Raw genomic sequence first — 23,136 nt, 5'->3', positions numbered from 1 at the left:
GGGGGGCGGGCGCGCCTGGTGGTAATGGCCTTGGAAGGCCGGCAAAGCCTCACGCTGGATTTGTGATCTGCCTTGGTAGGAGCGAGCGTAGCTCGCGATGGGGCGCGCAGCGGCCCCAGGGTTCCAGCTTCACGGCGGGGCTGCTTTGCAGCCCATCGCGAGCTGCGCTCGCTCCTACAGGGGGGGCGGGCGCGCCTGGTGGTAATGGCCTTGGAAGGCCGGCAAAGCCTCACGCTGGATTTGTGATCTGCCTTGGTAGGAGCGAGCGTAGCTCGCGATGGGGCGCGCAGCGGCCCCAGGGTTCCAGCTTCACGGCGGGGCTGCTTTGCAGCCCATCGCGAGCTGCGCTCGCTCCTACAGGGGAGATCGTGGCGCGCCTGGTGGTAATAATCCCAGGCCGATGCCCTTAGTTGAACCAGCTCACCACCATGCACACCAGCACCGCCAGCACGGTGCCAGCGGCCAGCGTGTACTGCCAGTGCGCCTTGCGAGCATGCGCCCTGATGGCGTCAAGATACTCGGCAGGCGAGGGCGCATCCGGTTGGTGGCGCAGCCCGTCGGCCAGGTCGGCCAGGCGCCCCTGAATCAACAGGCCAACCAGGTAATACGTCAGGGCAAAACTGCCCAAGGTCAGTAGCAGATACTTCATACGCGACCCAGGTCCAGTACCTTGCAGCTGGCCGTTTGCGCCGCGGTATCCAGTATCACCAGGCCTTCCTGGCGCTCATCCAGTGCCGCCAGCAAGTTGCCCTGGCGGTCCCAGGCCGCCGACCCGCCTGCGCCGATGAAAGTGTCGGCCGGGCCTACGCAGTTGGCCAGCAGCACCGGCATGCCCAGGTTGCGGGCGACCTGCGGGTAGTGCTCATAGCCTTCGCGCACGCCTTTGGCCGTCTTGGCCACGCTGACCAGGTACAGGTCGGCGCCCAGCTCCCTGGCGTGCAGGGCATGCTCGATGAACATTGATTCATAGCAGATGGCCGGGGCAATCTGGTGCTCGCCGCCACCGAACACGAAGGGCTGGTCGCACGGGGCGAAGAACGGCAGCTCGTCAGCGTGCAAGCGCTGTTTGGCATAAGCTAGTGGCGCCTGCCCGGGGCGCAGGATTGGCATGCCGATCAATACCCCGTTCGCGCTCGGCAGCGGCAGGCCCGCTGCCACGCTGATACCCAGGCGGTCACACAGGGCCTGCAGCGGCGCAAGGCGCGGGGTGTTCACTGGCAAGGCCAGTTGGCGCGCCAGGGTGGGCTCATAGCCGGTCAAGGACAGCTCGGGAAACACCACCAGCCCGGCACCCTGTGCCGCCGCCTGCTCGATACAGTGTTGATGGCGGGCCAGGTTGGCTTCGAAGTCGCCCTTGCGCGAAGCCAGTTGAACAGCACAGAGTTTCATGGAGAGTCCTTCCCCCGGACCAAGTCTAAGGGCCGAGCATACTGCCAGAGCGCGCCGAGGATCAATCAGGACGCTGGCTGCGCCGCGAAGCGCTGGCGGAACCAGTCAGCGAGCATGGCCTTCTCGGCGTACAGGCGGTCGCTGCCGTGGCTGGCGCGCCCCGGGCGGCTGAGGTACATCTTGTCGCTGACCCGCTCCTGGGCCTGGCGGTCTGGCTGGCCGGGCTGGCTCAGGGTGTAGTTCAGGTCGATGCTTGGCCAGGTAATCTCGCGCATGAAGCGGACGTCGTTCGCACCGCGGTGCCAGGGCTCGTAACGCCCAGCCAGGTCGATGTCGCGGATGTTGACGACCAGGTGCTGGCCCGGCTGCAGGTAGCGCTGGCCAAGCGATTGCAGATACTGGTCGAGGGTCTTCATGACGTAATCATCGGCACCGCGCTCATAGCCTGGGCTGTTCAGGCTGGCGTCGCGAAATTTTTCCGGGTGGTCGAAACGCACCTCGACCTGCGCAGGTGGGGTGCCTTGTGCCATGCTGTTGGCAGACAGCGCCATGAGCACGGCGCACACGAGAATGGTACGCATGATGCGGCCTCCAGGGTGGCTTGCGTGTGCCTCTATTTTACGCTTGTGCAGGTAACCCAGCAGAGGAAGATTGTAATGAGCCGGTTTCGGCGGGTAGCCGCCAACAGCAAGGGGCGCGACCTGGCGGTGGGCGATATCCATGGCCATTTTCACAGGCTGCAAGCGTGCCTGGATGACGTTGGGTTCGACCGCCACGTGGATCGCCTGTTCAGTGTCGGTGACCTGGTCGACCGCGGGCCCCACAGCGAAGAGGCCCTGCAATGGCTGGCCCAGCCCTGGTTCCATGCCGTGCAGGGTAACCATGAGTCATTGGCGATCACCCACCTGCGCGGCGGCCGACTGGACCTTGAGATGTACCGCGCCGCAGGGGGAGGCTGGTTCCTTGACCTGCCGGCCGACGAGCAGGCCGTCTACGTGGAGCAGTTCCTGCAACTGCCGATTGCCATGGAGGTGCAGACCGAAGCCGGCCTGATCGGCCTGCTGCATGCCAACAGCCCCTTCGACGACTGGGCTGCCCTGCGCGATAGCCTGCTGTTCGACGATGACCCGCAGGTGCGTGAGGTGTGCCAGTGGTCACGCACGCGGTTGAAAGAGGGCAATACCCAGCCGGTGGCCGGTGTGCGCGCAGTGCTGGTGGGGCACACGCCGGTGCTGCAGGCCAAGGCGCTGGGCAACGTCTGGCACCTGGACACCGGCGGTTGGGCCAACGGCCATTTCAGCCTGATGGACATGGCCAGCCTGGCGCTGCTCTACCCGGCAGCGCCAACGCCATCAGCCTGAACCCGGTGCACACGTCGCCGACGGCCATACAGTTTTTGCCTGTGGCTGTACCTTGACCCACGGTTGGCCGGCGGGGACAGTAGCGGCTGGTTGCCTGGAGAACACAATGGATCTGTCGAGCCTGCTGCTATTCATCCCCGCCTGCTTTGCCTTGAACATGGCGCCGGGGCCGAACAACCTGCTGTCGCTGCACAACGCCAGCCGTTATGGCTTGCGCACGGCCTGCGTTGCCGGCGGCGGGCGCATTGCCGCCTTCAGCGCCATGATCGCGCTGGCGGCCATGGGCCTGGCAGTGGTGCTGCACACCAGCGAATACCTGTTCATGGCGATCAAGGTGGTGGGTGCGGCGTACCTGTTCTACATCGCCTGGCAGTTGTGGCGTGCGCCGTTGGGCGAGGCGGTGCTGGCCAGCGAACACCCGCGTGGCACCTGGCGCCTGGCTCGCCAGGAGTTTTGGGTGGCAGCCGGCAACCCCAAGGCCATCCTGATCTTCACCGCATTCCTGCCGCAGTTCGTTTCGGTGGGCAGCGCCACCCCGGTCAGCGAGCAGTTCCTCTGGCTGGGTGTGCTGTTCTTGTTGCTGGAATGGGCGGCGATCGCCATCTATTCGGGCCTTGGCGCCTACCTGCAACGCTGGTTCAGCCAGCCAGGGCCGCGCCGTATGTTCAACCGGATCAGTGCTTCGCTGCTGGGTTGCGCAGGTTTGGGCCTTTTGGCTGCACGCCGCTAGAACTGCCAGCGCACGCCGAGGTTGACGCCGCTGGCTTGCTGCTGGCGGCTGTCGAGGTTGCTGGTGTACTGCACGCCGCCATGCAGGCTCAGTGCCTTGCTCAGCTGTGCTACCAGGCCGCCCTCCAGTTGTAGCGAGGTGAAGCGGTAGTCGGTCTTGATGGGGTCTGTACCATCGAATTTCAGCGTGTCGCGACCGCCATCGCCGTGCCACAGGTTGGCTTGCACGTATGGCTGCAGCAGGTGGCCGCCGCGGCTGCTGAAGGCGCCTTCCAGGCGCACACCGACACGCCCGGTAAGCTCCACCTGGGCGTTGTGGCTGACCGTGGAAATACCGTCGCTGGCCGTGTCGAGCGAGACTTTCTGAGCGATCAGCTGCGCTTGCGGCTCCAGCGTCCAGTGTTGAGAAAGTGCCATGGGGTAGCCGGACTCCACCGAGGCAGTCCAGGCATGGCCGTCGAGGTTCAGCTGGCCACCGCGGTCGGAGCGGGCGCGGCCGTCCAGGTGGGTATATTGCAGCACGGTGTCGAGGTACCCGCCTTGTGGCCCTACCAGGGTCCAGTAGCCGCCCACGCTGTCCCCATCGAGCGTGAGGTCGCCAACCCTGCGGTTGTACATGGCCAGGGCGAAGCCGTTGACGTCGCCGTCTAGCCGGCTGTGGCCGACATACAGGCCCATGTGCTGGCGGTAACCGTTGTCCATGGGCGTGGCGTAGAGGTCCTGGCCGACCTTGAAACCATACAGGTTGCCGTCCAGGGTGGGGCTGACCGTGCCGCTCCATTGTTCGCGCAGGGCACTGCCGTAGGCCTGGCCCCAGCTTGCCGGCAGGGCGCCTGCGCCGGCCAGCAGCATCTGGTCGCCCTGGCGCTGGTGGAAGGTGCCCAGCGCCTGGCGGGCGATGATCGCCGCACCCCGGGGCGCGGCGGCATACACCGCTACCTCGGGGCGGTACAGCGGCAGGCTTTCACCGGCCACCGGGGCTGGCAGTTCAGGCTGGCCGGGGGCAGGGGCCGCCACCGGGGGTGTCAACGCTGGCGCCACGGGGGGCTCGCCGGGCACCTCCTCGATGGGCGCAGCAGGGGCGGCCACCAGGGTTGAGCGCAAGTACCAGCTGTTTTCGCTACCGGCGGTCACGCCGCCTTTGAACAGCCGGTAATCGTAGGCGCCGGCCGACAGGGTCTGGGTTTGCACAAAAGCACCGTTGCTGCTGGTCGCGCCGTCGCGCGCCTCGACAACCTCGATCCCGTTGCTGGGGGTGGCTGCGCCCGTCCCCCCGAGGTTGTTGACCAGCAGCTCAGTCGTGCCGGTGATCGTGCCCTGGCTCACCACCAACCGGTCGGACGCTGCATCGTCGCCGGCCAGCACGCTATTGACCCGCAGCACCCCGTTGTCGCCCTGGTAATTGCCGACCACGGTCAGCCGGCCGAGGCCGTCGTTGCCGCTGCCCAGGTCAATGGTGCCGGCATTGACCAGCGTGGCGCCAAGGCCGCTGGTGAAGGGCACCACGCTGCCTTGGCGGGAGATGAGCATGCTGCTGTTATCGAGGTTCAGCTGGCCGGTGCCGCTGGTGGCATCGCCCATGGTCAGCGTGTCGTCGAGGACCAAGCGGCTGCTGTCGGCGAGGCTGATGCTTTCCCAATTGACGTAGAGCGAACCGCCGGCCACCTCGCTACCCCGGAACAGCAGGCTGTCGTTGCCGGCGCCACCGTCGAGGGTGATGTTCAGGGTGTCGGCCTTCAAGCCGATGATTGTGGCCTGGTCGTCGCCAATGCCCATGTCTACCCTGCCGCCAATACGCCCGCCCGACCAGGTGAACACATCGTTGCCGGCGCTGGCCAGCACGTTGCCCAGCAACTGGCCGCCACTGATGGTGATCTGGTCTACGCCGCCGCTGGTGCTGATGTTGCCGCCAATGGTGCCGCCGCGCAGGATGATCGTGTCGTTGCCGAAACCGCTGACCAGGTTGCCGTCTATGCGGGTTTCCACGTCGGTGTCTTGGGACATCTCGAAGTAGTTGTCGGCCAGTTTCAGGTCCACCCGGCCAATCCGCCCGCCCGAAAAAATAGCGAAATCACCGTCCTCGAAGGCACCGATGATGCGCCCGCCGGACATGTTGAAACGGTCGTAACCCTCGCCTTGGTTGAGCGACTGCACGGTGCCACCCGTCATGGTGAAGTCGTCGATGGCCGGGGTCTGGGAAACCGCGCCAAGGGTGTCGCCGGCCGATACGGTCAAGGACTGGGCATGCACCAGCAGGGGCAGGGTCAACAGCGGCAAGGCGGCGGGAATGAGCAGGCGTGGGTAGCGCATCAGGCAGGTCTCCGTGTCCGCAAGGAGGGACCAGAACCCAGGGCTGTGCAGTGTGATGCAGCCCCAGGCCTGCCTGATTTGTAGGGGAATACGGCTGAGCGGGCAACTAGCAGAAATGCTAGGTGGCCCGCTGCCGTTAGTCGCGGTAGAAAGTTTGCACCAGGTGATAGCCGAACTTGCTCTTGATCGGCCCGTGCACGACCCGCAGCGGCTTCTTGAAGATCACCTGGTCGATTGCGCCGACCATCTGGCCTGGGCGAATCTCGCCAAGGTCGCCGCCGCGCTTGCCCGAAGGGCAGATGGAGAACTTGCGGGCCAGCACGTCGAAGGCCTCGCCGTTGGCGATGCGCTGCTTGAGCTTTTCGGCTTCATCAGCGGTTTTGACCAGGATGTGGCGGGCTTGAGCTTTCATGGGGCACCTGTACTTCGGGGGCAAAAAAAGGCCGGTATTATGCCTGAACGCAGGGGTTTGTGCGGTTTCAGGCTTGGCCGTCACTGGGCCAGCCAGCCGCCATCGACGTTCCAGGCGGCGCCGCGAACCTGGCTAGCGGCCTCGCTGCACAGAAACAGCACCAATTCGCCCAGGTGCTCGGGGGTGACGAACGCCAGCGAAGGCTGTTTCTCGGCCAACAAGTCATGCTGCGCCTGCACGGCATCGCCGCCCTGGGCGGCGCGGTCGTCGATCTGTTTCTGCACCAGCGGGGTCAGCACCCAGCCAGGGCAGATGGCATTGCAGGTGACATTGCTGGTGGCCGTTTCCAGGCCCACCACCTTGGTCAGGCCAACGACTCCATGCTTGGCCGCCACATATGCGGCCTTGCCCGTGGAACCCACCAAGCCATGCACCGAAGCGATATTGATGATCCGCCCCCAATTGCGTGCGCGCATGCCGGGCAGGGCCAGGCGGGTGCCATGAAACACCGCCGAAAGGTTCAAGGCGATGATCTTGTCCCAGCTTTCCACCGGGAACTGTTCCACCGGTGCCACGTGCTGAATGCCGGCATTGTTGACCAGGATGTCGACGCCGCCGAACGCCTGTTCGGCCAGGGCGAACAGCGCTTCGATCTGCCCCACGTCGGACAGGTCGGCCGGATGGTGCAAGGCTTTTACCCCATGGGCACCGATTTGTGCCAAGGCCGGTGCCGGGTCGCCGAAGCCGTTGAGCAGGATGTTCGCGCCAGCGCGGGCCAGTACCTGGGCGATGCCCAGGCCAATGCCGCTGGTGGAGCCAGTGACGAGTGCGGTCTTGCCTTTGAGGGTCATGCGGTTACTCCTTAGCGTCTAGGGTCGAATGCCTCGCGCAAGGCATCGCCGATAAATACCAGTAGCGAGAGGATGACCGCCAGCGCGAAGAAGGCGGTGAAGCCCAGCCACGGTGCCTCCAGGTGCTGTTTGCCCTGGGTCACCAGCTCGCCCAGCGAGGCGCTGCCGGCCGGCATGCCAAAACCGAGGAAGTCCAGCGCCGTCAGCGTGGTGATTGCCCCGGTCAGCATGAACGGTACATAGGTTAGCGTCGCATTCATCGCATTGGGCAGAACATGGCGCAAGAGCACCTGTGTATCCGGCAAGCCCAGCGCCCGCGCCGCTTTCACGTATTCCAGGTTGCGCCCACGCAGAAACTCGGCGCGCACCACATCCACCAGGGTCAACCAGGAAAACAGCGCCATGATGCCCAGCAGCCACCAGAAGTCCGGCTCGACGAAGCCACTGAGGATAATCAGCAGGTAGAGCACGGGCAGCCCGGACCACACTTCCAGCAAGCGTTGCCCCAGCAGGTCGACCCAGCCGCCGTAGTAGCCCTGCAGCGCGCCGGCCGCAACGCCGATCAGTACGCTGGCCACGGTCAAGGCGAAGGCGAACAACAACGAGGTGCGGGTGCCATACAGCACCCGGGCAAGCACGTCGCGGCCCTGGTCATCGGTGCCCAGCCAGTTGCTGCTGCTCGGCGGGCTAGGGGTTGGCACCTGCAGGTCGTAGTTGGGGGTGTCGGCGCTGAACGGGATGGGCGCGAACCACATCCAGCCGCCCTGGCCCTCGATCAGCTGGCGCACGTAGGCGCTGCGGTAATCGGGCTGGAACGGCAGTTGGCCGCCGAATTGCTGCTCGCTGTAGCGTTTGAGTGCCGGCACGTACAGCTGGCCCTTGTAGCCCAGCAGCAGCGGCTTGTCATTGGCCACCAGCTCGGCGCACAGGCTAAGCACCAGCAGGCCGGCAAACAACCACAGCGACACCCAGCCCAGGCGGTTGCGGCGAAAGCGTTGCAGGCGACGACGGGAAACCGGCGACAGCATCAATGCGCCCTCGTGTCGAAGTCGATGCGCGGGTCGAGGACGGTGAAGGCCAAATCACCGATCAGGCGGAACAGCAGGCCGGCGAGGGTGAAAATGAACAGGGTGCCGAACACCACCGGGTAGTCGCGCGACACCGCGGCCTCGTAGCTCATGCGCCCCAGGCCATCGAGGGAAAAGATCACCTCGATCAGCAGCGAGCCTGCGAAAAACACCGTGATCAACGCCTGGGGCAGGCCGGCCAGCACCAGCAGCATGGCATTGCGCAGCACATGGCCGTACAGCACCCGGCGCTGGCTCAGGCCCTTGGCCCGGGCGGTCACCACGTACTGGCGAGAAATTTCGTCGAGGAAGGCGTTCTTGGTCAGCAGGGTGAGGGTGGCGAAGCCGCCAATCACCAGCGAACCCACCGGCAGTACCAGGTGCCAGAAGTAGTCGGCAAGCTTGCCCAGCAGGCTCAGCTGGGCGAAATCTTCCGACACCAGGCCGCGCACCGGAAACCAGTTCAGCGAGGTGCCGCCGGCGAACAGCACGATCAGCAGCAGGGCGAACAGGAACGAGGGCAGGGCATAGCCGACCACGATCAGCGCGCTGCTCCAGGCATCGAAGCGGCTGCCGTGGTGCACGGCCTTGCGAATGCCCAGCGGGATCGACACCAGGTAGGTGATCAAGGTCGCCCAGAAGCCCAGTGACAAGGTGACGGGCAGCTTGTCGAGAATCAGGTCGGTGACCTTGGCACCACGGAAAAAGCTCTGGCCGAAGTCCAGCCGCGCGTATTGGCCGAGCATCAGCCACAGGCGCTCGGAGGCGGTTTTGTCGAAGCCGTACTGGCGCTTGATCTCTTCGATCAGCTTGGGGTCCAGGCCCCGGGTGGCGCGCGATTCACCGTGAACCACCTCGGCCCGTGCGCCAGGGGCGCCGGCGCCGATGCCCTGCAGGCGCGCCACCGCCTGTTCCACCGGGCCACCCGGGGCAGCCTGGACGATGGCGAAGTTGACCAGCAGGATCGCCAGCAAGGTGGGAATGATCAGCAGCAGGCGCCGCAGGATATAGCGGGTCATGGCGTGCCCTTGAGCCGTTCGGCCATCTGCGAGTTGGTCAGCGCCTGGGGGCTGATTTCCCACCAGCTGTCCAGGCCTTCGTCATAGGCGGGCTGGGTGCGCGGCAGGCCGAAGCGGTTCCACCACACCGTCGAGCTGCCTGGCGGGTAGTAGTTGGGAATCCAGTAGTAGTTCCATTGCAGCACCCGGTCCAGGGCATGGGCGTGGCGCAGCATGTCGGCCTGGGAGTCGGCGCGCACCAGGCCGTCGATCAGGCGGTCCACGGCGGGGTCCTTGAGCACCATCAGGTTGTTCGAACCGGGGTCGTGGGCGGCTGCCGAGCCGAAGTAGCTGTACAGCTCCGTACCCGGCGACAGGGTGACGGGGTAGCCGGTGACGATCATGTCGTAGTCGCGGGCCATGACGCGGTTCACGTACTGCGCCGCATCGACGTTGCGGATGTTCAGGGTGACGCCGATCTGGGCCAGGTTGCGCTTCCACGGCAGCAGCAGCCGTTCCATGCCGGACTGGCCGTTGAGGAAGGTGAACTGCAGCGGCTCGCCCTGGGCATCGACCAGACGATCGCCTTCAGGCCGCCATCCGGCTTGCTGCAGCAGGGCCAGGGCTTGCAACTGCTGCGGGCGAACGATGCCTGAACCATCGGTCACCGGCGCCTTGAACACCTGGTTGAACACTTCGTCCGGCACCTGCCCACGCAGCGGTTCAAGCAGCTTCAACTCGGCGGCATCCGGCAGGTCGCGGGCGGCCAGTGGGGTATTGGAGAACAGGCTCTGCTGGCGGATGTACATGGAGCGCATCATTTGCCGGTTGCTCCACTCGAAGTCCCACAACAGCGCCAGCGCCTGGCGCACGCGGCGGTCCTTGAACGGTGGTTTGTCCAGGTTGAACACGAAGCCCTGGGCCGCTTGCGGCTTCGCCGGGCCCAGGTGGGCGCGTTGCAGGCGCCCGTCGTCCAGTTGCGCGCCGTTGTAGCCGAGGGTGTAGGCGGTGGCCGAGAACTCGCGGTTGTAGTCGTAGCCGCCGCCCTTGAGCACCTGGCGGGCAACCTCGGTGTCCCCGAAGTATTCGATGCGGATGCGTGCGAAGTTGTAGCGGCCACGGTTGACGGGGAGGTCTTTGGCCCACCAGTTCGGGTCGCGCTCGAAGGTGATGCTGCGGCCATTGTCGAGGGGGCCGATGCGGTAGGGGCCGCTGCCAACCGGCTTGTCGAAACCGGCGCCGTTGGCAAAATCGCGTGTGGCCCAATCGTGTTCGGGCAGCACCGGCAGGCTGGCCACGTCCAGTGCCAGGGTGCGGCCGTGGGGCTGCTTGAAGTCGAAACGCACCTGGCGCGGCCCTTCTACCGTGACATTGGCCACGTCGGCGAACTGGGTGCGGTACTTCAGGCTGCCTTGGGCCATGAGCGTGTCGAAGCTGAAGCGCACATCTTCGGCGCGCACAGGCTGGCCATCGGCAAAGGTGGCGCGTGGGTCGATTTCGAAGCGCAGCCAGGCATCGCCTGGGCCGCGTTCCATGCGCCGGGCGATCAGGCCGTAAACGGTAAAAGGCTCGTCGAACGAGCGCTGGGCCAATGGCGCATACAGCCAGCCGTCAACTTCACTGACGCCGGTGCCTTTGTCGATATAGGGCAGGATATGGTCGAACTGGCCGATCTCGATGGCCGAACGGCGCAGCAGGCCGCCCTTGGGCGCGTCGGGGTTGGCGTAGTCGAAGTGCTGGAAGGTGTCGGGGTAGCGCGGCGCTTCACCATAAACGGTGAGGGCGTGGGTGGGGGCTGCCTGGGCGATGCCGGCCATGCACAACAGCATCAGCCCCTGTAGGAGATCACCCAGCCCTTGCGGGCTAGGGACCATTGCTCGCAAGCGCGCCGCAATTACCTGTAGAAGCGGGCTTGCCCCGCGAACACCGGCGTAGCCGGTGCCATGCACCGCGGTGCTGGCTTCGCGGGTCAAGCCCGCTCCTACAAGGGGCATGATCAGCGGATCAGTCCTGGCGGCTGGTCACTTCCAGCAGGTGGTAGCCGAACTGGGTCTTGACTGGGCCTTGCACGGTGTTCACCGGGGCGCTGAATACCACGGTGTCGAATTCCTTGACCATCTGGCCCGGGCCGAACGAACCCAGGTCACCACCTTGGCGGCTGGATGGGCAGGTGGAGTTGGCCTTGGCAATTTCGGCGAAGTCGGCGCCGGCTTCGATCTGGGCCTTGAGTTCGTTGCACTTCTCTTCGCTATTGACGAGGATGTGGCGGGCAGTGGCGCGTGCCATGGGTACTACTCCTTAGGGTGAAAAGCGCAAGCCTAGCGCACTTGGTCGGGTCATGTCTCGCCAGGCTTGCCACGGCGCATCAAAGACGGGCGGCAGCCTCGCGCAGCAAGGCTTCGGTCGAGTCCCAGCCCAGGCAGCCATCGGTGATCGACACCCCGTATTTCAGTGCCCCCTTGCCCAGTGCCTGGCAGCCATCGAACAGGTGCCCTTCGAGCATTACCCCCACCAGCGAGCGGTCACCGGCCAGGCGCTGGGCCAGCACGTCCTCGAACACCGCCGGCTGGCGCGCCGGGTCCTTGCCGCTGTTGGCATGGCTGCAGTCGACCATGATCCGCGCCTGCAGCCCGGCCTTGGCCAGCCCCTGGCGGGCCTGGGCGACGCTGGTGGCATCGAAGTTCGGGCCCTTGTGGCCGCCGCGCAGCACCAGGTGGGTGTCCGGGTTGCCCAGGGTTTCGATGACCGCCGGGTAGCCTTGGGCATCCATGCCGAAGTGGCGGTGCGGGGCTGCGGCGCTGCGCATGGCGTCGCAGGCGATGCCCACGCCGCCGTCGGTGCCATTCTTGAAGCCGACCGGCAGCTCCAGGCCGCTGACCATTTCCCGGTGGACCTGCGACTCGGTGGTACGCGCACCAATGGCAGCCCAGCCCAGCAGGTCGTCGAAGTAACCGGCGGCCATGGGTTGCAGCAGTTCGGTGGCAATCGGCAGGCCGCGTTCGAGCATGCTCAGCATCAGGCCACGGGAAAGGGCGATACCTGAGTGCATGTCGTCGCTGCCGTCGAGGTGCGGGTCGTAGGCCAGGCCCTTCCAGCCCACCGTGGTGCGGGGTTTTTCCACGTAGGCGCGCATCACCAGCAGCAGCTTGTCATCGACGTCGCGGCTCAGGGCGGCCAGGCGGTCGGCGTATTCAAGGGCCGAGCGCGGGTCGTGGATCGAGCACGGGCCAACGATTACCAGCAGGCGCGGGTCGCGGCCTTCGAGGATGGCGCGGATGGCCTGGCGGTGCTGGTGGACTTGCTGGGCGAGTTCGGCAGACAGCGGCATTTGCTGCTTGAGCAGGTGCGGGCTGGGCAGGCGCTTGCTGACGGTGGTGTTGGCAGCGTGCGGCTGGGTCAGGGGCAGGGCGAGGTTCGAGGCTTGCATGGCGTAATTTCCCTGGGCGGACGGCGGGTTCTGGCCCGCGCGGTCGGCCCTATCGAGGTGTTCGACTATTCGTTGATTGATTCGCAGCATTGCCACCAGTGATGGACCGAACGGAGGCGGCAGGCTGGCCCGAACGGGATTGGCTAAATCGCCAGGCATAGGTGCTTGCGTAGTAATAAGTGGCGTAGTTCATGAATCTGTCCTCGGTATGAATCGGTAAAAGTGCTATGGCCTGAAAAGCAAAACCCCCGGTCGGGGAGCCGACCGGGGGTTTGAGTATTCTCATGTTCGGCGGCCCCTCGAAGGTGGGCGCCGTGTGGGTATTCGGCGCCTAGTGGCTAAACCAATACCCAAAATAAAAGCTGGCGGCAGCCTGGCAGCCGGCAACGGCCAGCACAGGGCGCAGGGTGCGACCGGTGTGGTTGGCGAGGTTGCGGGGGCGGTTAGACATGTTGCTCTCCAGTGAATGAGCCCGAGCTTACTTCAGGCGATGCTCGCTGTTCAATGGATAAATGCTATTGCCGCGATAATTGCAGAAAACGGATAGCGCTGTGCAGCCATTGGATAGTGCCACGCTTGGGCAAACCCTAACCTGACCGGGCCTGAACAATAACAATTGGAGACCCTGGCCATGTCCCTGGGATTCGACTACCTCAATGCCATGCTCGAGGACGATCGCGAAACCGGCGTGTATCGCTGCAAGCGCGAAATGTTCACCGACCCGCGCCTGTTCGACCTGGAGATGAAACACATCTTCGAAGGCAACTGGATCTACCTGGCCCATGAAAGCCAGATTCCCGAGAACAACGACTTTCTGACCTTGACCATGGGGCGCCAGCCGATTTTCATTGCGCGCAACAAGGACGGGGCACTCAACGCCTTCCTCAACGCCTGCAGCCATCGCGGCGCGATGCTCTGCCGGCACAAGCGCGGCAACCGCGCCAGCTACACCTGCCCGTTCCACGGCTGGACCTTCAACAACAGCGGCAAGCTGCTCAAGGTCAAGGACCCAGGCAATGCCGGCTACCCGGCCAGTTTCAACTGCGACGGCTCCCACGACCTGACCAAGGTTGCACGCTTCGAATCGTACCGGGGCTTTTTGTTCGGCAGCCTCAATGCCGAGGTCAAGCCATTGCGCGAGCACCTGGGCGAGTCGGCGAAAGTCATCGACATGATCGTCGACCAGTCCCCGGAAGGCCTGGAAGTATTGCGTGGGTCCAGTTCCTACATCTACGAAGGCAATTGGAAACTCACTGCCGAAAACGGCGCCGATGGCTACCACGTCAGTTCCGTGCACTGGAACTACGCCGCCACCCAGAACCAGCGTAACCAGCGCGAGGCGGGGGATGCGATCAAGACCATGAGCGCAGGCGCCTGGGCCAAGCAGGGCGGCGGCTTCTATTCCTTCGACCATGGCCACCTGCTGCTGTGGACCCGCTGGGCCAACCCCGAGGACCGCCCGGCGTTCGAACGCCGCGACCAGTTGGCCGCCGAGTTCGGCCAGGCCCGCGCCAACTGGATGATCGAAAATTCGCGCAACCTGTGCCTGTACCCGAACGTGTACCTGATGGACCAGTTCAGCTCGCAAATTCGCATCGCCCGGCCGATTTCCGTGAACAAGACCGAAATCACCATCTACTGCATCGCGCCCAAGGGTGAGAGCGCCGAGGCACGGGCCAAGCGTATTCGCCAGTACGAAGATTTCTTCAACGTCAGCGGCATGGCCACCCCGGACGACCTCGAAGAATTCCGCTCCTGCCAGACGGGTTATGGCGGCGGTACCGGCTGGAACGACATGTGCCGTGGTGCGGCGCACTGGGTAGAGGGGGCCGATGAGGCCGCGCGGGAAATCGAACTCAAGCCGTTGTTGTCGGGCGTGCGTACAGAGGATGAAGGCCTGTTCGTGCTGCAGCACAAATATTGGCAAAGCATGATGCTCAAGGCCCTCGAACAGGACGCGCAGCGCATTCCCGTGGAGGCCGTGCAATGAGCCTGCATGACACCGTGCGCGATTTCCTCTACCGCGAAGCGCGCTACCTGGACGATGGCCAGTGGGACCAGTGGCTGGAACTGTACGCCAGCGATGCCACGTTCTGGATGCCGTCCTGGGACGACGACGACACCCTCACCCAGGATCCGCAAAGCGAGGTATCACTGATCTGGTACGGCAACCGTGGCGGCCTGGAGGACCGGGTGTTCCGTATCAAGACCGAACGCTCCAGTGCGACCGTGCCCGACACCCGCACCTCGCACAACATCAGCAACATCGAGGTTGTCGAGCACGGCGAGGGCAGCTGCCAGGTGCGCTTCAACTGGCACACCTTGAGCTTTCGCTACAAGACCACCGACAGCTATTTCGGCAGCAGCTTCTACACGCTCGACCTGCGCGGCGAACAGCCGCTGATCAAGGCCAAGAAGGTGGTGCTGAAAAACGATTACGTGCGTCAGGTCATCGACATCTACCACATCTGATCCGAAGTCACGCAAGCCGCCCCAGTGCGCCATGAAAGGCCCACTGCGGCCAGGCTCGCCTGCGAGGTGCACCATGAGCTTTCAAATTGCGCTTAATTTCGAAGACGGGGTAACCCGCTTCATCGAGGCCAGCGGCCATGAAACCGTGGCCGACGCTGCCTACCGCCAGGGCATCAACATTCCCCTGGACTGCCGCGATGGTGCCTGCGGCACGTGCAAGTGCAAGGCGGAATCCGGGCACTACGACCTGGGCGACAACTTCATTGAAGACGCCCTGAATGACGAGGAAATGGCCGAAGGCTATGTGCTCACCTGCCAAATGCGCGCGATGAGCGATTGCGTGGTGCGTATTCCGGCCTCCTCGCAACTGTGCAAGACCGAGCAGGCCAATTTCGAGGCCGCCATCAGCGAAGTGCGGCAACTGTCCGCCAGTACCATTGCCTTGTCGCTCAAGGGCGAGGGGTTGGCGCGCCTGGCCTTTCTGCCGGGGCAGTACGTCAACCTCAAGGTGCCGGGCAGCGGCCAGAGCCGCGCCTATTCCTTCAGCTCGCTGCAAAAGGGCGGTGAGGTGCGCTTCCTGATCCGCAATGTACCGGGTGGGTTGATGAGCCACTTCCTGACCAGCCTGGCCAAGGCGGGCGACAGCCTGAGCCTGGCCGGCCCGCTGGGTAGTTTCTACCTGCGCCCCATCCAGCGCCCGCTGTTGCTGCTGGCTGGCGGTACGGGCCTGGCACCGTTCACGGCGATGCTGGAGAAGATTGCCGAGCAGGGCAGCACACACCCGCTGCACCTGATCTACGGCGTCACCCACGACTTCGACCTGGTCGAGCTCGACCGCCTGCAGGCCCTGGCCGCGCGGATTCCCAACTTCACCTTCAGTGCCTGCGTGGCCAGCCCCGACAGCCAGTACCCGCAGAAGGGCTACGTGACCCAGCACATCGAGCCGCGCCACCTCAACGAGGGGGATGTCGATGTCTACCTGTGCGGGCCACCGCCGATGGTCGAGGCGGTCAGCCAGTACCTGCGCGAGCAGGGCATCACCCCAGCGAATTTCTACTTCGAGAAGTTCGCGGCGGCAGCGGCCTGAGCGCGTCCAGCGCCTGCAGAGGCCTGTTGAATTATGGAGAAACAACCATGATGGCAAGATTCCACAACAAGGTTGCCCTGGTCACCGGCGCTGCCCAGGGCATTGGCCGTGGTGTGTGCTGGCGGCTCAAGGCCGAAGGTGCACGGGTGGTGGCGGTGGACCGTTCCGAGCTGGTTCACGAATTGGCCGGGGAAGGCATGCTGACCCTAACCGCCGACCTTGAACGCCACGATGAATGTGCGCAGGTGATGGCCACGGCAGTCGAAACCTTCGGCGGCCTCGATATCCTCGTCAACAACGTTGGTGGCACGATCTGGGCCAAGCCGTTCGAGCATTACGACGTGGCCCAGATCGAGGCCGAAGTGCGCCGGTCGCTGTTTCCCACCTTGTGGTGCTGCCACGCGGCGCTGCCTTACATGCTCGAACGCGGCCAGGGCGCCATCGTCAATGTCTCGTCGGTGGCCACCCGTGGCGTCAACCGCGTGCCCTACGGCGCCGCCAAAGGCGGTGTGAACGCACTGACGGCCTGCCTGGCCTTCGAAACGGCAGGCCGCGGCATTCGCGTCAACGCCACCGCACCGGGCGGCACCGAGGCGCCGCCCCGGCGGGTGCCGCGCAATACCGATGCACAAAGCGAGCAGGACAAGCGCTGGTACCAGCAGATCGTCGAGCAGACCCTCGACAGCAGCCTGATGCACCGCTACGGCAGCATTGACGAGCAAGTGGGCGCCATCCTGTTCCTGGCCTCTGACGAGGCTTCCTACATCACCGGGGTAACCCTGCCCGTGGGCGGTGGCGACCTCGGCTAAGGGCACCGATCTCGGCGTTGATCGGGCGGCGCTTGCAATATGCAAATTCGCACCCATCTAAGCGGGTCTTCCGTCAGCCCTGGACCTTGCCATGGAACCCAACCGCTTCGGCGACATCGCCGCCTTCGTCAGTGCCGTGAAGGCTGGCAGCTTCACCGCTGCCGCAGCCAGCCTGGGCCTGACCCGTTCAGCGGTGGGCAAGAGCATCGCCCGCCTGGAGGCGCGCATGGCCGTGCGCCTGCTCAACCGCACCACACGCAAGTTGAGCCTGACCGACGAGGGCCTGGTGGCCTACGAGCGCTGGCGGCAGATTCTAGATGACCTGGACGAGGTAGAAAGCACCATGGCCCTGCGCCGTGGCAAGCCCACGGGCACGTTGCGCCTGACTGCGCCGCTGTCGCTGGGGCAGCGTCATGTGCGGCCGATCCTGGATACCTACCTCAAGCAGTGGCCGGAACTGCGCGCCGATATCCGTTTTACCGACCGTTTCGTCGATTTGGTGGAGGAGGGCGTGGACGTTGCCGTGCGCATCGGCGCGCCAAAGGAAGACTCTCAGCTGCTCACCCGCACCGTGGGCTGGCAGCAGTTCGTGACCTGCGCCTCACCCGATTACCTGCGCCAGCACGGCACGCCAACGGTGCCCGCCGACCTCTACGGGCACGACAAGATTGCTTTCCTGGCCGGCGAGAAGTCGATGCCCTGGCGTTTTCACACCGCTGAAGGGCTGCACCTGTGCGAGGAGCCGGGGCGGCTCAACATAGACAGTTCCGAAGCGATGTTGGACGGCGCGCGGGCAGGTTTCGGGCTGATTCACCTGCCTACCTATATCACCGGCGACGACCTGCGCGCAGGTACGTTGGTGGAGGTGCTGCAGGAGTACCGGCCCCCGGCAGACCCAATTCGCGTGGTTTACCCGAGCAAGCGGCACTTGTCGCCACGGGTTCGGGGGTTTATCGACCTGCTGGTGGCGAGTTGGGAACAGCGGGTGCCTTGGGAAGATTGATAGACCTGCGGCCGAGCGCCGCTCGCACAATCCCGTAGGAGCGAGCGTAGCTCGCGATGCGGTCGCGCAGGTCAGGCGCGCTTGAGGAACGGGTAATCCGTGTACCCCTCAGGCCCGTTGGCATAGTCGAACTGCGCCCGGTGTTCGTTCAGCGGCGCCTGCAACCGCAGCCGCTCCACCAGGTCAGGGTTGGCAATGTAGCTGCGCCCGAACGCCACGGCATCGATCAGGCCACGGGCGATCAAGTCTTCGCCTTTCTCTGCGGTGTAGGCACCCGCTGCGATGATCACGCCCGGATAGGCCTCACGAATCTGCTCACGGAACGCCTCACGCAGCGGCTTGCCACCCGCCCAGTCCGGCTCGGACAGGTGCAGGTAGGCGAGGTTGCGCTTGGCCAGCTCACGGATCAGGTACAGCCCGGCGGCCTCCTGGTCTTCGCCGTTGTCCACGCCATTGAACCCACCCAGCGGGAACACCCGAATACCCACGCGCTCGGCGCTCCACTGGGCAACGGCTGCGTCCACCGCTTCAAGCACGATGCGCGCGCGGTTCTCCACGCTGCCGCCGTAGCGGTCTTCGCGCTGGTTCGAACTCGGGGTGAGGAACTGGTGCAGCAGGTAGCCATGGGCGGCGTGCAGTTCGATGAAGTCGAACCCGGCTTCGCGGGCATTGACCGCCGCCTGGCCGAAGTCGGCCACGATACCGGCGATCTCTTCCTCGCTCAGGGCCCGTGGCGTGGAGGTTTCCACCCGTACCAGGTTGCCTTGCTCGTCACGCAGGGTCGTGCGGGCGTTGGCGGGCAGGGCAGACGGCGCCACCGGCGCTTCACCACCCGGTTGCAGCGAGGTGTGCGACACCCGGCCGGTGTGCCACACCTGCACCGCACTGTGGCCGCCGTCGGCGTGGATGCCTTCGTTGATCACTTTCCAGGCAGCGATCTGCTCGGCGCTGTGGATACCCGGCGAGCCGGAGTAGCCCTTGGCCTGGAAGGAAATCTGCGTGGCCTCGGTGATGATCAGGCCGGCGCTGGCGCGCTGGCGGTAGTACTCGGCCATCATCGGCGTTGGCACGTCGCCCGGCTCCAGGCTGCGCAGGCGGGTGAGGGGGGCCATGAATACACGGTTGGGCAGGGTCAGGGGGCCGATCTGCAGGGGTTGCAAGAGTTTCATTGCTGCTCCGAAGGTGGGAAAACCAATGGGGCGCACGATACGCGGAAGATTGGGGAAAGGGGGGACCGGGACCCCGGCGTAGAGCTCCCCAATGGCGCTTGCATGTACCGGCCTGTTCGCGGGGCACAGGAGAACCTCCAGCGCCGCAATGGCTGACACACCTGTGTCACCCCTGCGCCAGCTGTGCCATCGCTGCACCAGCCCCGGCACCCCGCAGCCATTCTCGCTTTCGCCGCAACCCCTCTGTTCAGCGCCTCGCAAGCCATTCTCAGGCCCCTGGCACAGCGGTTGCTCTGTGCATAGCCGACGCCTGCCGCGGTGTCGCCATAACAAGAACGGAGAACCCAGCATGAACCGAACCGGCCCGTACCGCCTGCTAATGAGCTGCCTGGCCCTGGGCATGGCCTGCAGCACCCCTGCCTTTGCCGCCGAGGTCGATGGCCAGCGCATCATCGCTGCCGACAAGGAACCCGGTAACTGGATGAGCCATGGCCGAACCTACGACGAGCAACGCTTCAGCCCGCTCAAGGCCATTGACCAAAGCAACGTCAACCAGCTTGGCCTGGCCTGGAGCTACAAGCTCGATCTCGACCGGGGCGTGGAGGCAACGCCTATCGTGGTCGACGGGGTGATGTACACCACCGGGCCGTTTTCCGTGGTCTATGCCCTGGACGCCCGCAACGGCAAGCTGCTGTGGAAGTACGACCCGCAATCGGACCGCCACCGCGCCGGCGAGGCGTGCTGCGACGCAGTCAACCGCGGCGTGGCGGTGTGGCAGGGCAAGGTGTATGTCGGGGTGCTCGATGGCCGCCTGGAAGCCATCGATGCCAAGACCGGCCAGCGCGTGTGGTCGGTAGACACCCGTGACGATCACAAACGCAGCTACACCATCACCGGTGCGCCGCGGGTGGTCAACGGCAAGGTCATCATCGGCAACGGCGGCGCCGAGTTCGGCGTGCGCGGCTACGTCACGGCCTATGATGCCGAAACCGGCAAGCAGGCCTGGCGCTTCTTCACCGTACCGGGTGACCCGAAGCTGCCGCCGGAAAACAAGGCCATGCAGATCGCCAGCAAAACCTGGCACGGCGATGCCTTCGTCGAATGGGGCGGTGGTGGCACGGCGTGGGACTCGTTCGCCTACGACCCGGAACTGAACCTGCTGTACATCGGCGTGGGCAACGGCTCGATGTGGGACCCGAAATGGCGCAGCCAGGCCAAGGGCGACAACCTGTTCCTGTCGTCGATCGTGGCCGTGAACGCCGACACCGGCGAGTACGCCTGGCATTACCAGACCACGCCCGGCGATGCCTGGGACTTCACCGCCACCCAGCACATGATCCTGGCCGAGCTGCCGATCAACGGCAAGCAGCGCAAAGTGCTGATGCAAGCGCCGAAGAACGGCTTCTTCTACGTGCTCGACCGCGCCACCGGCGAGTTGCTGTCGGCCAAGAACATCGTGCCGGTGAACTGGGCCAAGGGCATCGACATGAAAACCGGCCGGCCGATCCTCGACGAGCAGGCAGCGGCCTACTGGAAGGACGGCAAGCGCAAGCTGGTGACCCCGGCATTCTGGGGCGCCCATGACTGGCACCCGATGTCCTACAACCCGCAGACTGGGCTGGTGTATATCCCGGCGCACATCATGTCGGCCTATTACGAGCACATTCCCGAGGCGCCCAAGCGCAACCCGTTCAAGAGCGTGTACCAGCTGGGCCTGCGCACCGGCATGATGCCCGAAGGGGCCGACGGCCTGCTGGAAATGGCCAAGACCTGGTCCGGCAAGCTGATCGCCTGGGACCCGGTCAAGCAGGCGCCGGCCTGGGAAGTGCCCTACATCACCATCTTCAACGGCGGCACCCTGAGCACGGCGGGCAACCTGGTATTCGAGGGCAGCGCCGATGGCCGGGTCATCGCCTACGCCGCCGATTCGGGCAAGAAACTGTGGGAATCGCCGGCGGCCAGCGGGGTGATGGCGGCGCCCATTACTTACTCGGTGGACGGTGAGCAGTACGTGACCTTCATGGCCGGCTGGGGCGGCGCGTTCTCCACCTTTGCCGGGGCCTTGTCGCTGCGGGCCGGGGTGCAGCCGTTCGCCCAGGTGCTGACCTACAAGCTCGGTGGTACCGCCCCGTTGCAGGAGCCCGCGCCACCTGCCGATGCGCCGGAACCGCCTGCGCTGACCGCCGATGCCAAGACCGTTGCAGCCGGCGCCGCGTTGTACGACGGCAACTGCTCGCAATGCCACGGCATCCATGCGGTCAGCGGCGGGGTGTTGCCAGACCTGCGCAAGCTCAGCAGCGAAAAGCACCAGATGTTCCTCGGCATCCTCTACGGCGGCCGGGTGCCGGACGGCATGCCATCGTTCGCCGATAACCTCAAGCCCGAGCAGGTCGAGCAGGTGCACCAGTACCTGATCAAGCGCGCCCATGACCTCAAGCGCGAAGGCAATGCCTGGCAGCAGTTCAGCGCCAAGCCGGCCGCCCAGTCGCCGCTGGCCGACAACCACCCACAGGAGTGACACGACCATGACCGATTCGGTTTACCAGAACTACATCGACAACGCGTTCGTCGCCAGCGAAGCGCTGATCGAGGTGTATAACCCGGCCAACGGCCAGTTGCTCGGCCGCGTGCCCGAGTCCCCTGGCGAGCAGGTCGAGCGGGCCATCGCCGCAGCGCGCAAGGCGCAGCAAGGCTGGGCGGCGAAGACGGCCATCGAGCGGGCCGGTTACCTGCGCCAGATCGCTGCCAAGGTGCGGGCCAACGCCGACCGCCTGGCCCGCCTCATCGTCCAGGAGGGCGGCAAGGTGCCGGGGCTGGCCCAGGTGGAGGTCAACTTCACTGCCGATTACCTGGATTACATGGCCGAGTGGGCACGCCGCCTGGAAGGCGAGGTGCTGACCAGCGACCGCGCCAACGAACATATCTTCTTGATGCGCAAGCCCCTGGGTGTGGTGGCCGGGATCCTGCCGTGGAACTTCCCGTTCTTCCTGATCGCCCGCAAGATGGCTCCGGCCTTGCTGACCGGCAACACCATCGTGATCAAGCCCAGCGAGGAAACCCCGCTCAACTGCTTCGAGTTTGCACGGCTGGTGGCCGAAACCGAGCTGCCTGCCGGGGTGTTCAACGTGCTCGGCGGCAAGGGTGCGAGCGTGGGCCATGGCCTGTCGAGCCACGCCGGGGTCGACCTGGTGAGCTTCACCGGCAGTGTCGCCACCGGCGCAAGGATCATGGCCGCAGCGGCGCCGAACATCACCAAGTTGAACCTGGAACTGGGCGGCAAGGCGCCTGCGATTGTGCTGGCTGATGCCGACCTTGCGCTGGCGGTGAAGGCCATCGTCGCTTCGCGGGTAATCAACACCGGCCAGGTGTGCAACTGCGCCGAGCGGGTGTACGTGGAGCGCAAGGTGGCCGATGCCTTCATCGACAAGGTGGCCCAGGCCATGGCCGCCACCCGCTTTGGCGACCCGTCGCTGCAGGCGGACCTGGACATGGGCCCGTTGATAAACCAGGCCGGGCTGGACAAGGTGGCGCAGATGGTGCGCACGGCGACCGGGCAGGGCGCCCAGCTGGTGACGGGGGGCAAGGTGGCCGACTTGGGAGCGGGGTTCCACTACCAGCCCACCGTGCTGGCCGGTTGCAAGGCGGACATGGAAATCATGCGCAAGGAAATTTTCGGCCCGGTGTTGCCGATTCAGGTGGTGGATGGCCTGGATGAGGCGATTGCCTTGGCCAACGACAGCGAATACGGGCTGACCTCGTCGATCTATACCCGGGATTTGAATGCGGCCCTGAAGGCTTGCCGCGAAATCGACTTTGGCGAAACCTACATCAACCGCGAAAACTTCGAGGCGATGCAAGGGTTCCATGCCGGAGCGCGCAAGTCGGGGATCGGCGGGGCCGACGGCAAGCACGGGTTGTATGAATACACCCGGACCCAGGTGGTGTACATCCAAGGGTAAAGCCGGTAGGAGCGAGCGCAGCTCGCGATGGGCTGCAAGGCAGCCCCGACACTGTGAGCTGCGAAGCTAAAACCGTGGGGCCGCTACGCGCCC

The 23,136-nt window shown here is 65.0% G+C and carries 21 protein-coding genes; 9 read left to right on the top strand and 12 right to left on the bottom strand.

The genetic code is table 11. From position 1 onward, the window contains the following. Positions 1-406 precede the first annotated feature (406 nt). From F3J44_RS27470 to F3J44_RS27460, 3 genes are all read right to left on the bottom strand, one after another. A complete protein-coding gene (locus tag F3J44_RS27470; protein WP_167061140.1) occupies positions 407-649 on the bottom strand; it encodes a hypothetical protein in 243 nt (80 codons plus the stop codon). Beyond that, positions 646-1,389, bottom strand: a complete 744-nt coding sequence (locus F3J44_RS27465) for a carbon-nitrogen hydrolase family protein (protein WP_167277613.1) — start codon at positions 1,387-1,389, stop codon at positions 646-648. Before F3J44_RS27465 ends, F3J44_RS27470 begins: the two co-directional genes overlap by 4 nt. A 65-nt stretch (positions 1,390-1,454) precedes the next feature. Beyond that, positions 1,455-1,970, bottom strand: coding sequence for a DUF3016 domain-containing protein (locus tag F3J44_RS27460; protein ID WP_167277612.1), 516 nt, complete (start codon positions 1,968-1,970; stop codon positions 1,455-1,457). Between the two features lie 75 nt (positions 1,971-2,045). On the opposite strand from F3J44_RS27460, the gene F3J44_RS27455 reads away from it, so the two are divergent. Next, entirely contained in the window at positions 2,046-2,750 is a 705-nt protein-coding gene (locus F3J44_RS27455; RefSeq protein WP_167277610.1) for a metallophosphoesterase, read from the top strand. 106 nt (positions 2,751-2,856) lie between these two features. Further along, complete coding sequence (locus tag F3J44_RS27450) at positions 2,857-3,480, top strand: LysE family translocator (protein ID WP_167277609.1); 624 nt, start codon at positions 2,857-2,859, stop codon at positions 3,478-3,480. Here F3J44_RS27450 and F3J44_RS27445 read toward each other — a convergent pair. The 8 genes from F3J44_RS27445 to F3J44_RS27410 all read right to left on the bottom strand — a co-directional run bounded on the left by F3J44_RS27445 (position 3,477) and on the right by F3J44_RS27410 (position 12,544). After that, a complete protein-coding gene (locus F3J44_RS27445; protein ID WP_167277607.1) occupies positions 3,477-5,789 on the bottom strand; it encodes an autotransporter outer membrane beta-barrel domain-containing protein in 2,313 nt (770 codons plus the stop codon). The two genes, F3J44_RS27450 and F3J44_RS27445, sit on opposite strands and share 4 nt — an antisense overlap. 136 nt (positions 5,790-5,925) lie before the next feature. Continuing rightward, complete coding sequence (locus F3J44_RS27440) at positions 5,926-6,201, bottom strand: peptidylprolyl isomerase (RefSeq protein WP_167061156.1); 276 nt, start codon at positions 6,199-6,201, stop codon at positions 5,926-5,928. An 80-nt stretch (positions 6,202-6,281) separates the two neighbouring features. Next, positions 6,282-7,052: a 3-hydroxybutyrate dehydrogenase gene (gene hbdH, locus F3J44_RS27435; RefSeq protein ID WP_167277605.1), complete on the bottom strand. Its 771-nt coding sequence runs from the start codon at positions 7,050-7,052 to the stop codon at positions 6,282-6,284. An 11-nt stretch (positions 7,053-7,063) separates the two neighbouring features. After that, entirely contained in the window at positions 7,064-8,083 is a 1,020-nt protein-coding gene (locus F3J44_RS27430; protein ID WP_205300217.1) for an ABC transporter permease, read from the bottom strand. Next, positions 8,080-9,138: a microcin C ABC transporter permease YejB gene (locus F3J44_RS27425; RefSeq protein WP_167277602.1), complete on the bottom strand. Its 1,059-nt coding sequence runs from the start codon at positions 9,136-9,138 to the stop codon at positions 8,080-8,082. Before F3J44_RS27425 ends, F3J44_RS27430 begins: the two co-directional genes overlap by 4 nt. Beyond that, positions 9,135-11,090: an extracellular solute-binding protein gene (locus F3J44_RS27420; protein WP_205300216.1), complete on the bottom strand. Its 1,956-nt coding sequence runs from the start codon at positions 11,088-11,090 to the stop codon at positions 9,135-9,137. The genes F3J44_RS27425 and F3J44_RS27420 overlap by 4 nt, the downstream gene beginning before the upstream one ends. A 31-nt stretch (positions 11,091-11,121) precedes the next feature. Next, positions 11,122-11,403, bottom strand: coding sequence for a peptidylprolyl isomerase (locus F3J44_RS27415; RefSeq protein ID WP_054899523.1), 282 nt, complete (start codon positions 11,401-11,403; stop codon positions 11,122-11,124). A 79-nt stretch (positions 11,404-11,482) separates the two neighbouring features. Further along, positions 11,483-12,544, bottom strand: a complete 1,062-nt coding sequence (locus F3J44_RS27410; protein WP_167061169.1) for a 3-deoxy-7-phosphoheptulonate synthase — start codon at positions 12,542-12,544, stop codon at positions 11,483-11,485. Between the two features lie 631 nt (positions 12,545-13,175). On the opposite strand from F3J44_RS27410, the gene benA reads away from it, so the two are divergent. The 5 genes from benA to F3J44_RS27385 all read left to right on the top strand — a co-directional run bounded on the left by benA (position 13,176) and on the right by F3J44_RS27385 (position 17,915). Beyond that, complete coding sequence (gene benA, locus F3J44_RS27405; RefSeq protein ID WP_167061172.1) at positions 13,176-14,534, top strand: benzoate 1,2-dioxygenase large subunit; 1,359 nt, start codon at positions 13,176-13,178, stop codon at positions 14,532-14,534. Continuing rightward, positions 14,531-15,016, top strand: coding sequence for a benzoate 1,2-dioxygenase small subunit (gene benB / locus F3J44_RS27400; protein WP_167061175.1), 486 nt, complete (start codon positions 14,531-14,533; stop codon positions 15,014-15,016). The genes benA and benB overlap by 4 nt, the downstream gene beginning before the upstream one ends. Positions 15,017-15,089: 73 nt before the next feature. After that, positions 15,090-16,103 carry a benzoate 1,2-dioxygenase electron transfer component BenC gene (gene benC / locus F3J44_RS27395; RefSeq protein ID WP_167277600.1) on the top strand — a complete coding sequence of 338 codons (1,014 nt, stop codon included), beginning with the start codon at positions 15,090-15,092 and terminating at the stop codon, positions 16,101-16,103. A gap of 50 nt (positions 16,104-16,153) precedes the next feature. After that, on the top strand, positions 16,154-16,912 hold the full coding sequence (locus F3J44_RS27390; RefSeq protein WP_205300219.1) for a 1,6-dihydroxycyclohexa-2,4-diene-1-carboxylate dehydrogenase: 759 nt from the start codon (positions 16,154-16,156) through the stop codon (positions 16,910-16,912). Positions 16,913-17,003: 91 nt separating this feature from the next. Beyond that, entirely contained in the window at positions 17,004-17,915 is a 912-nt protein-coding gene (locus tag F3J44_RS27385) for a LysR family transcriptional regulator (RefSeq protein WP_167061184.1), read from the top strand. Between the two features lie 71 nt (positions 17,916-17,986). On the opposite strand, the gene F3J44_RS27380 is transcribed toward F3J44_RS27385, so the two are convergent. Beyond that, entirely contained in the window at positions 17,987-19,084 is a 1,098-nt protein-coding gene (locus F3J44_RS27380) for an alkene reductase (protein ID WP_167061187.1), read from the bottom strand. 349 nt (positions 19,085-19,433) lie between these two features. On the opposite strand from F3J44_RS27380, the gene F3J44_RS27375 reads away from it, so the two are divergent. Then, positions 19,434-21,602, top strand: coding sequence for a PQQ-dependent dehydrogenase, methanol/ethanol family (locus tag F3J44_RS27375; protein ID WP_167277598.1), 2,169 nt, complete (start codon positions 19,434-19,436; stop codon positions 21,600-21,602). A 7-nt stretch (positions 21,603-21,609) separates the two neighbouring features. Continuing rightward, positions 21,610-23,043: an aldehyde dehydrogenase gene (aldA, locus tag F3J44_RS27370; RefSeq protein WP_167277596.1), complete on the top strand. Its 1,434-nt coding sequence runs from the start codon at positions 21,610-21,612 to the stop codon at positions 23,041-23,043. Positions 23,044-23,136: the final 93 nt, after the last annotated feature.

Source organism: Pantoea sp. Tr-811, from assembly GCF_011752535.1.
Taxonomy (GTDB): domain Bacteria; phylum Pseudomonadota; class Gammaproteobacteria; order Pseudomonadales; family Pseudomonadaceae; genus Aquipseudomonas.
The sequence above is the reverse complement of the archived record's forward strand: the minus strand, read 5'-3'. Positions and strand labels throughout refer to the sequence as shown.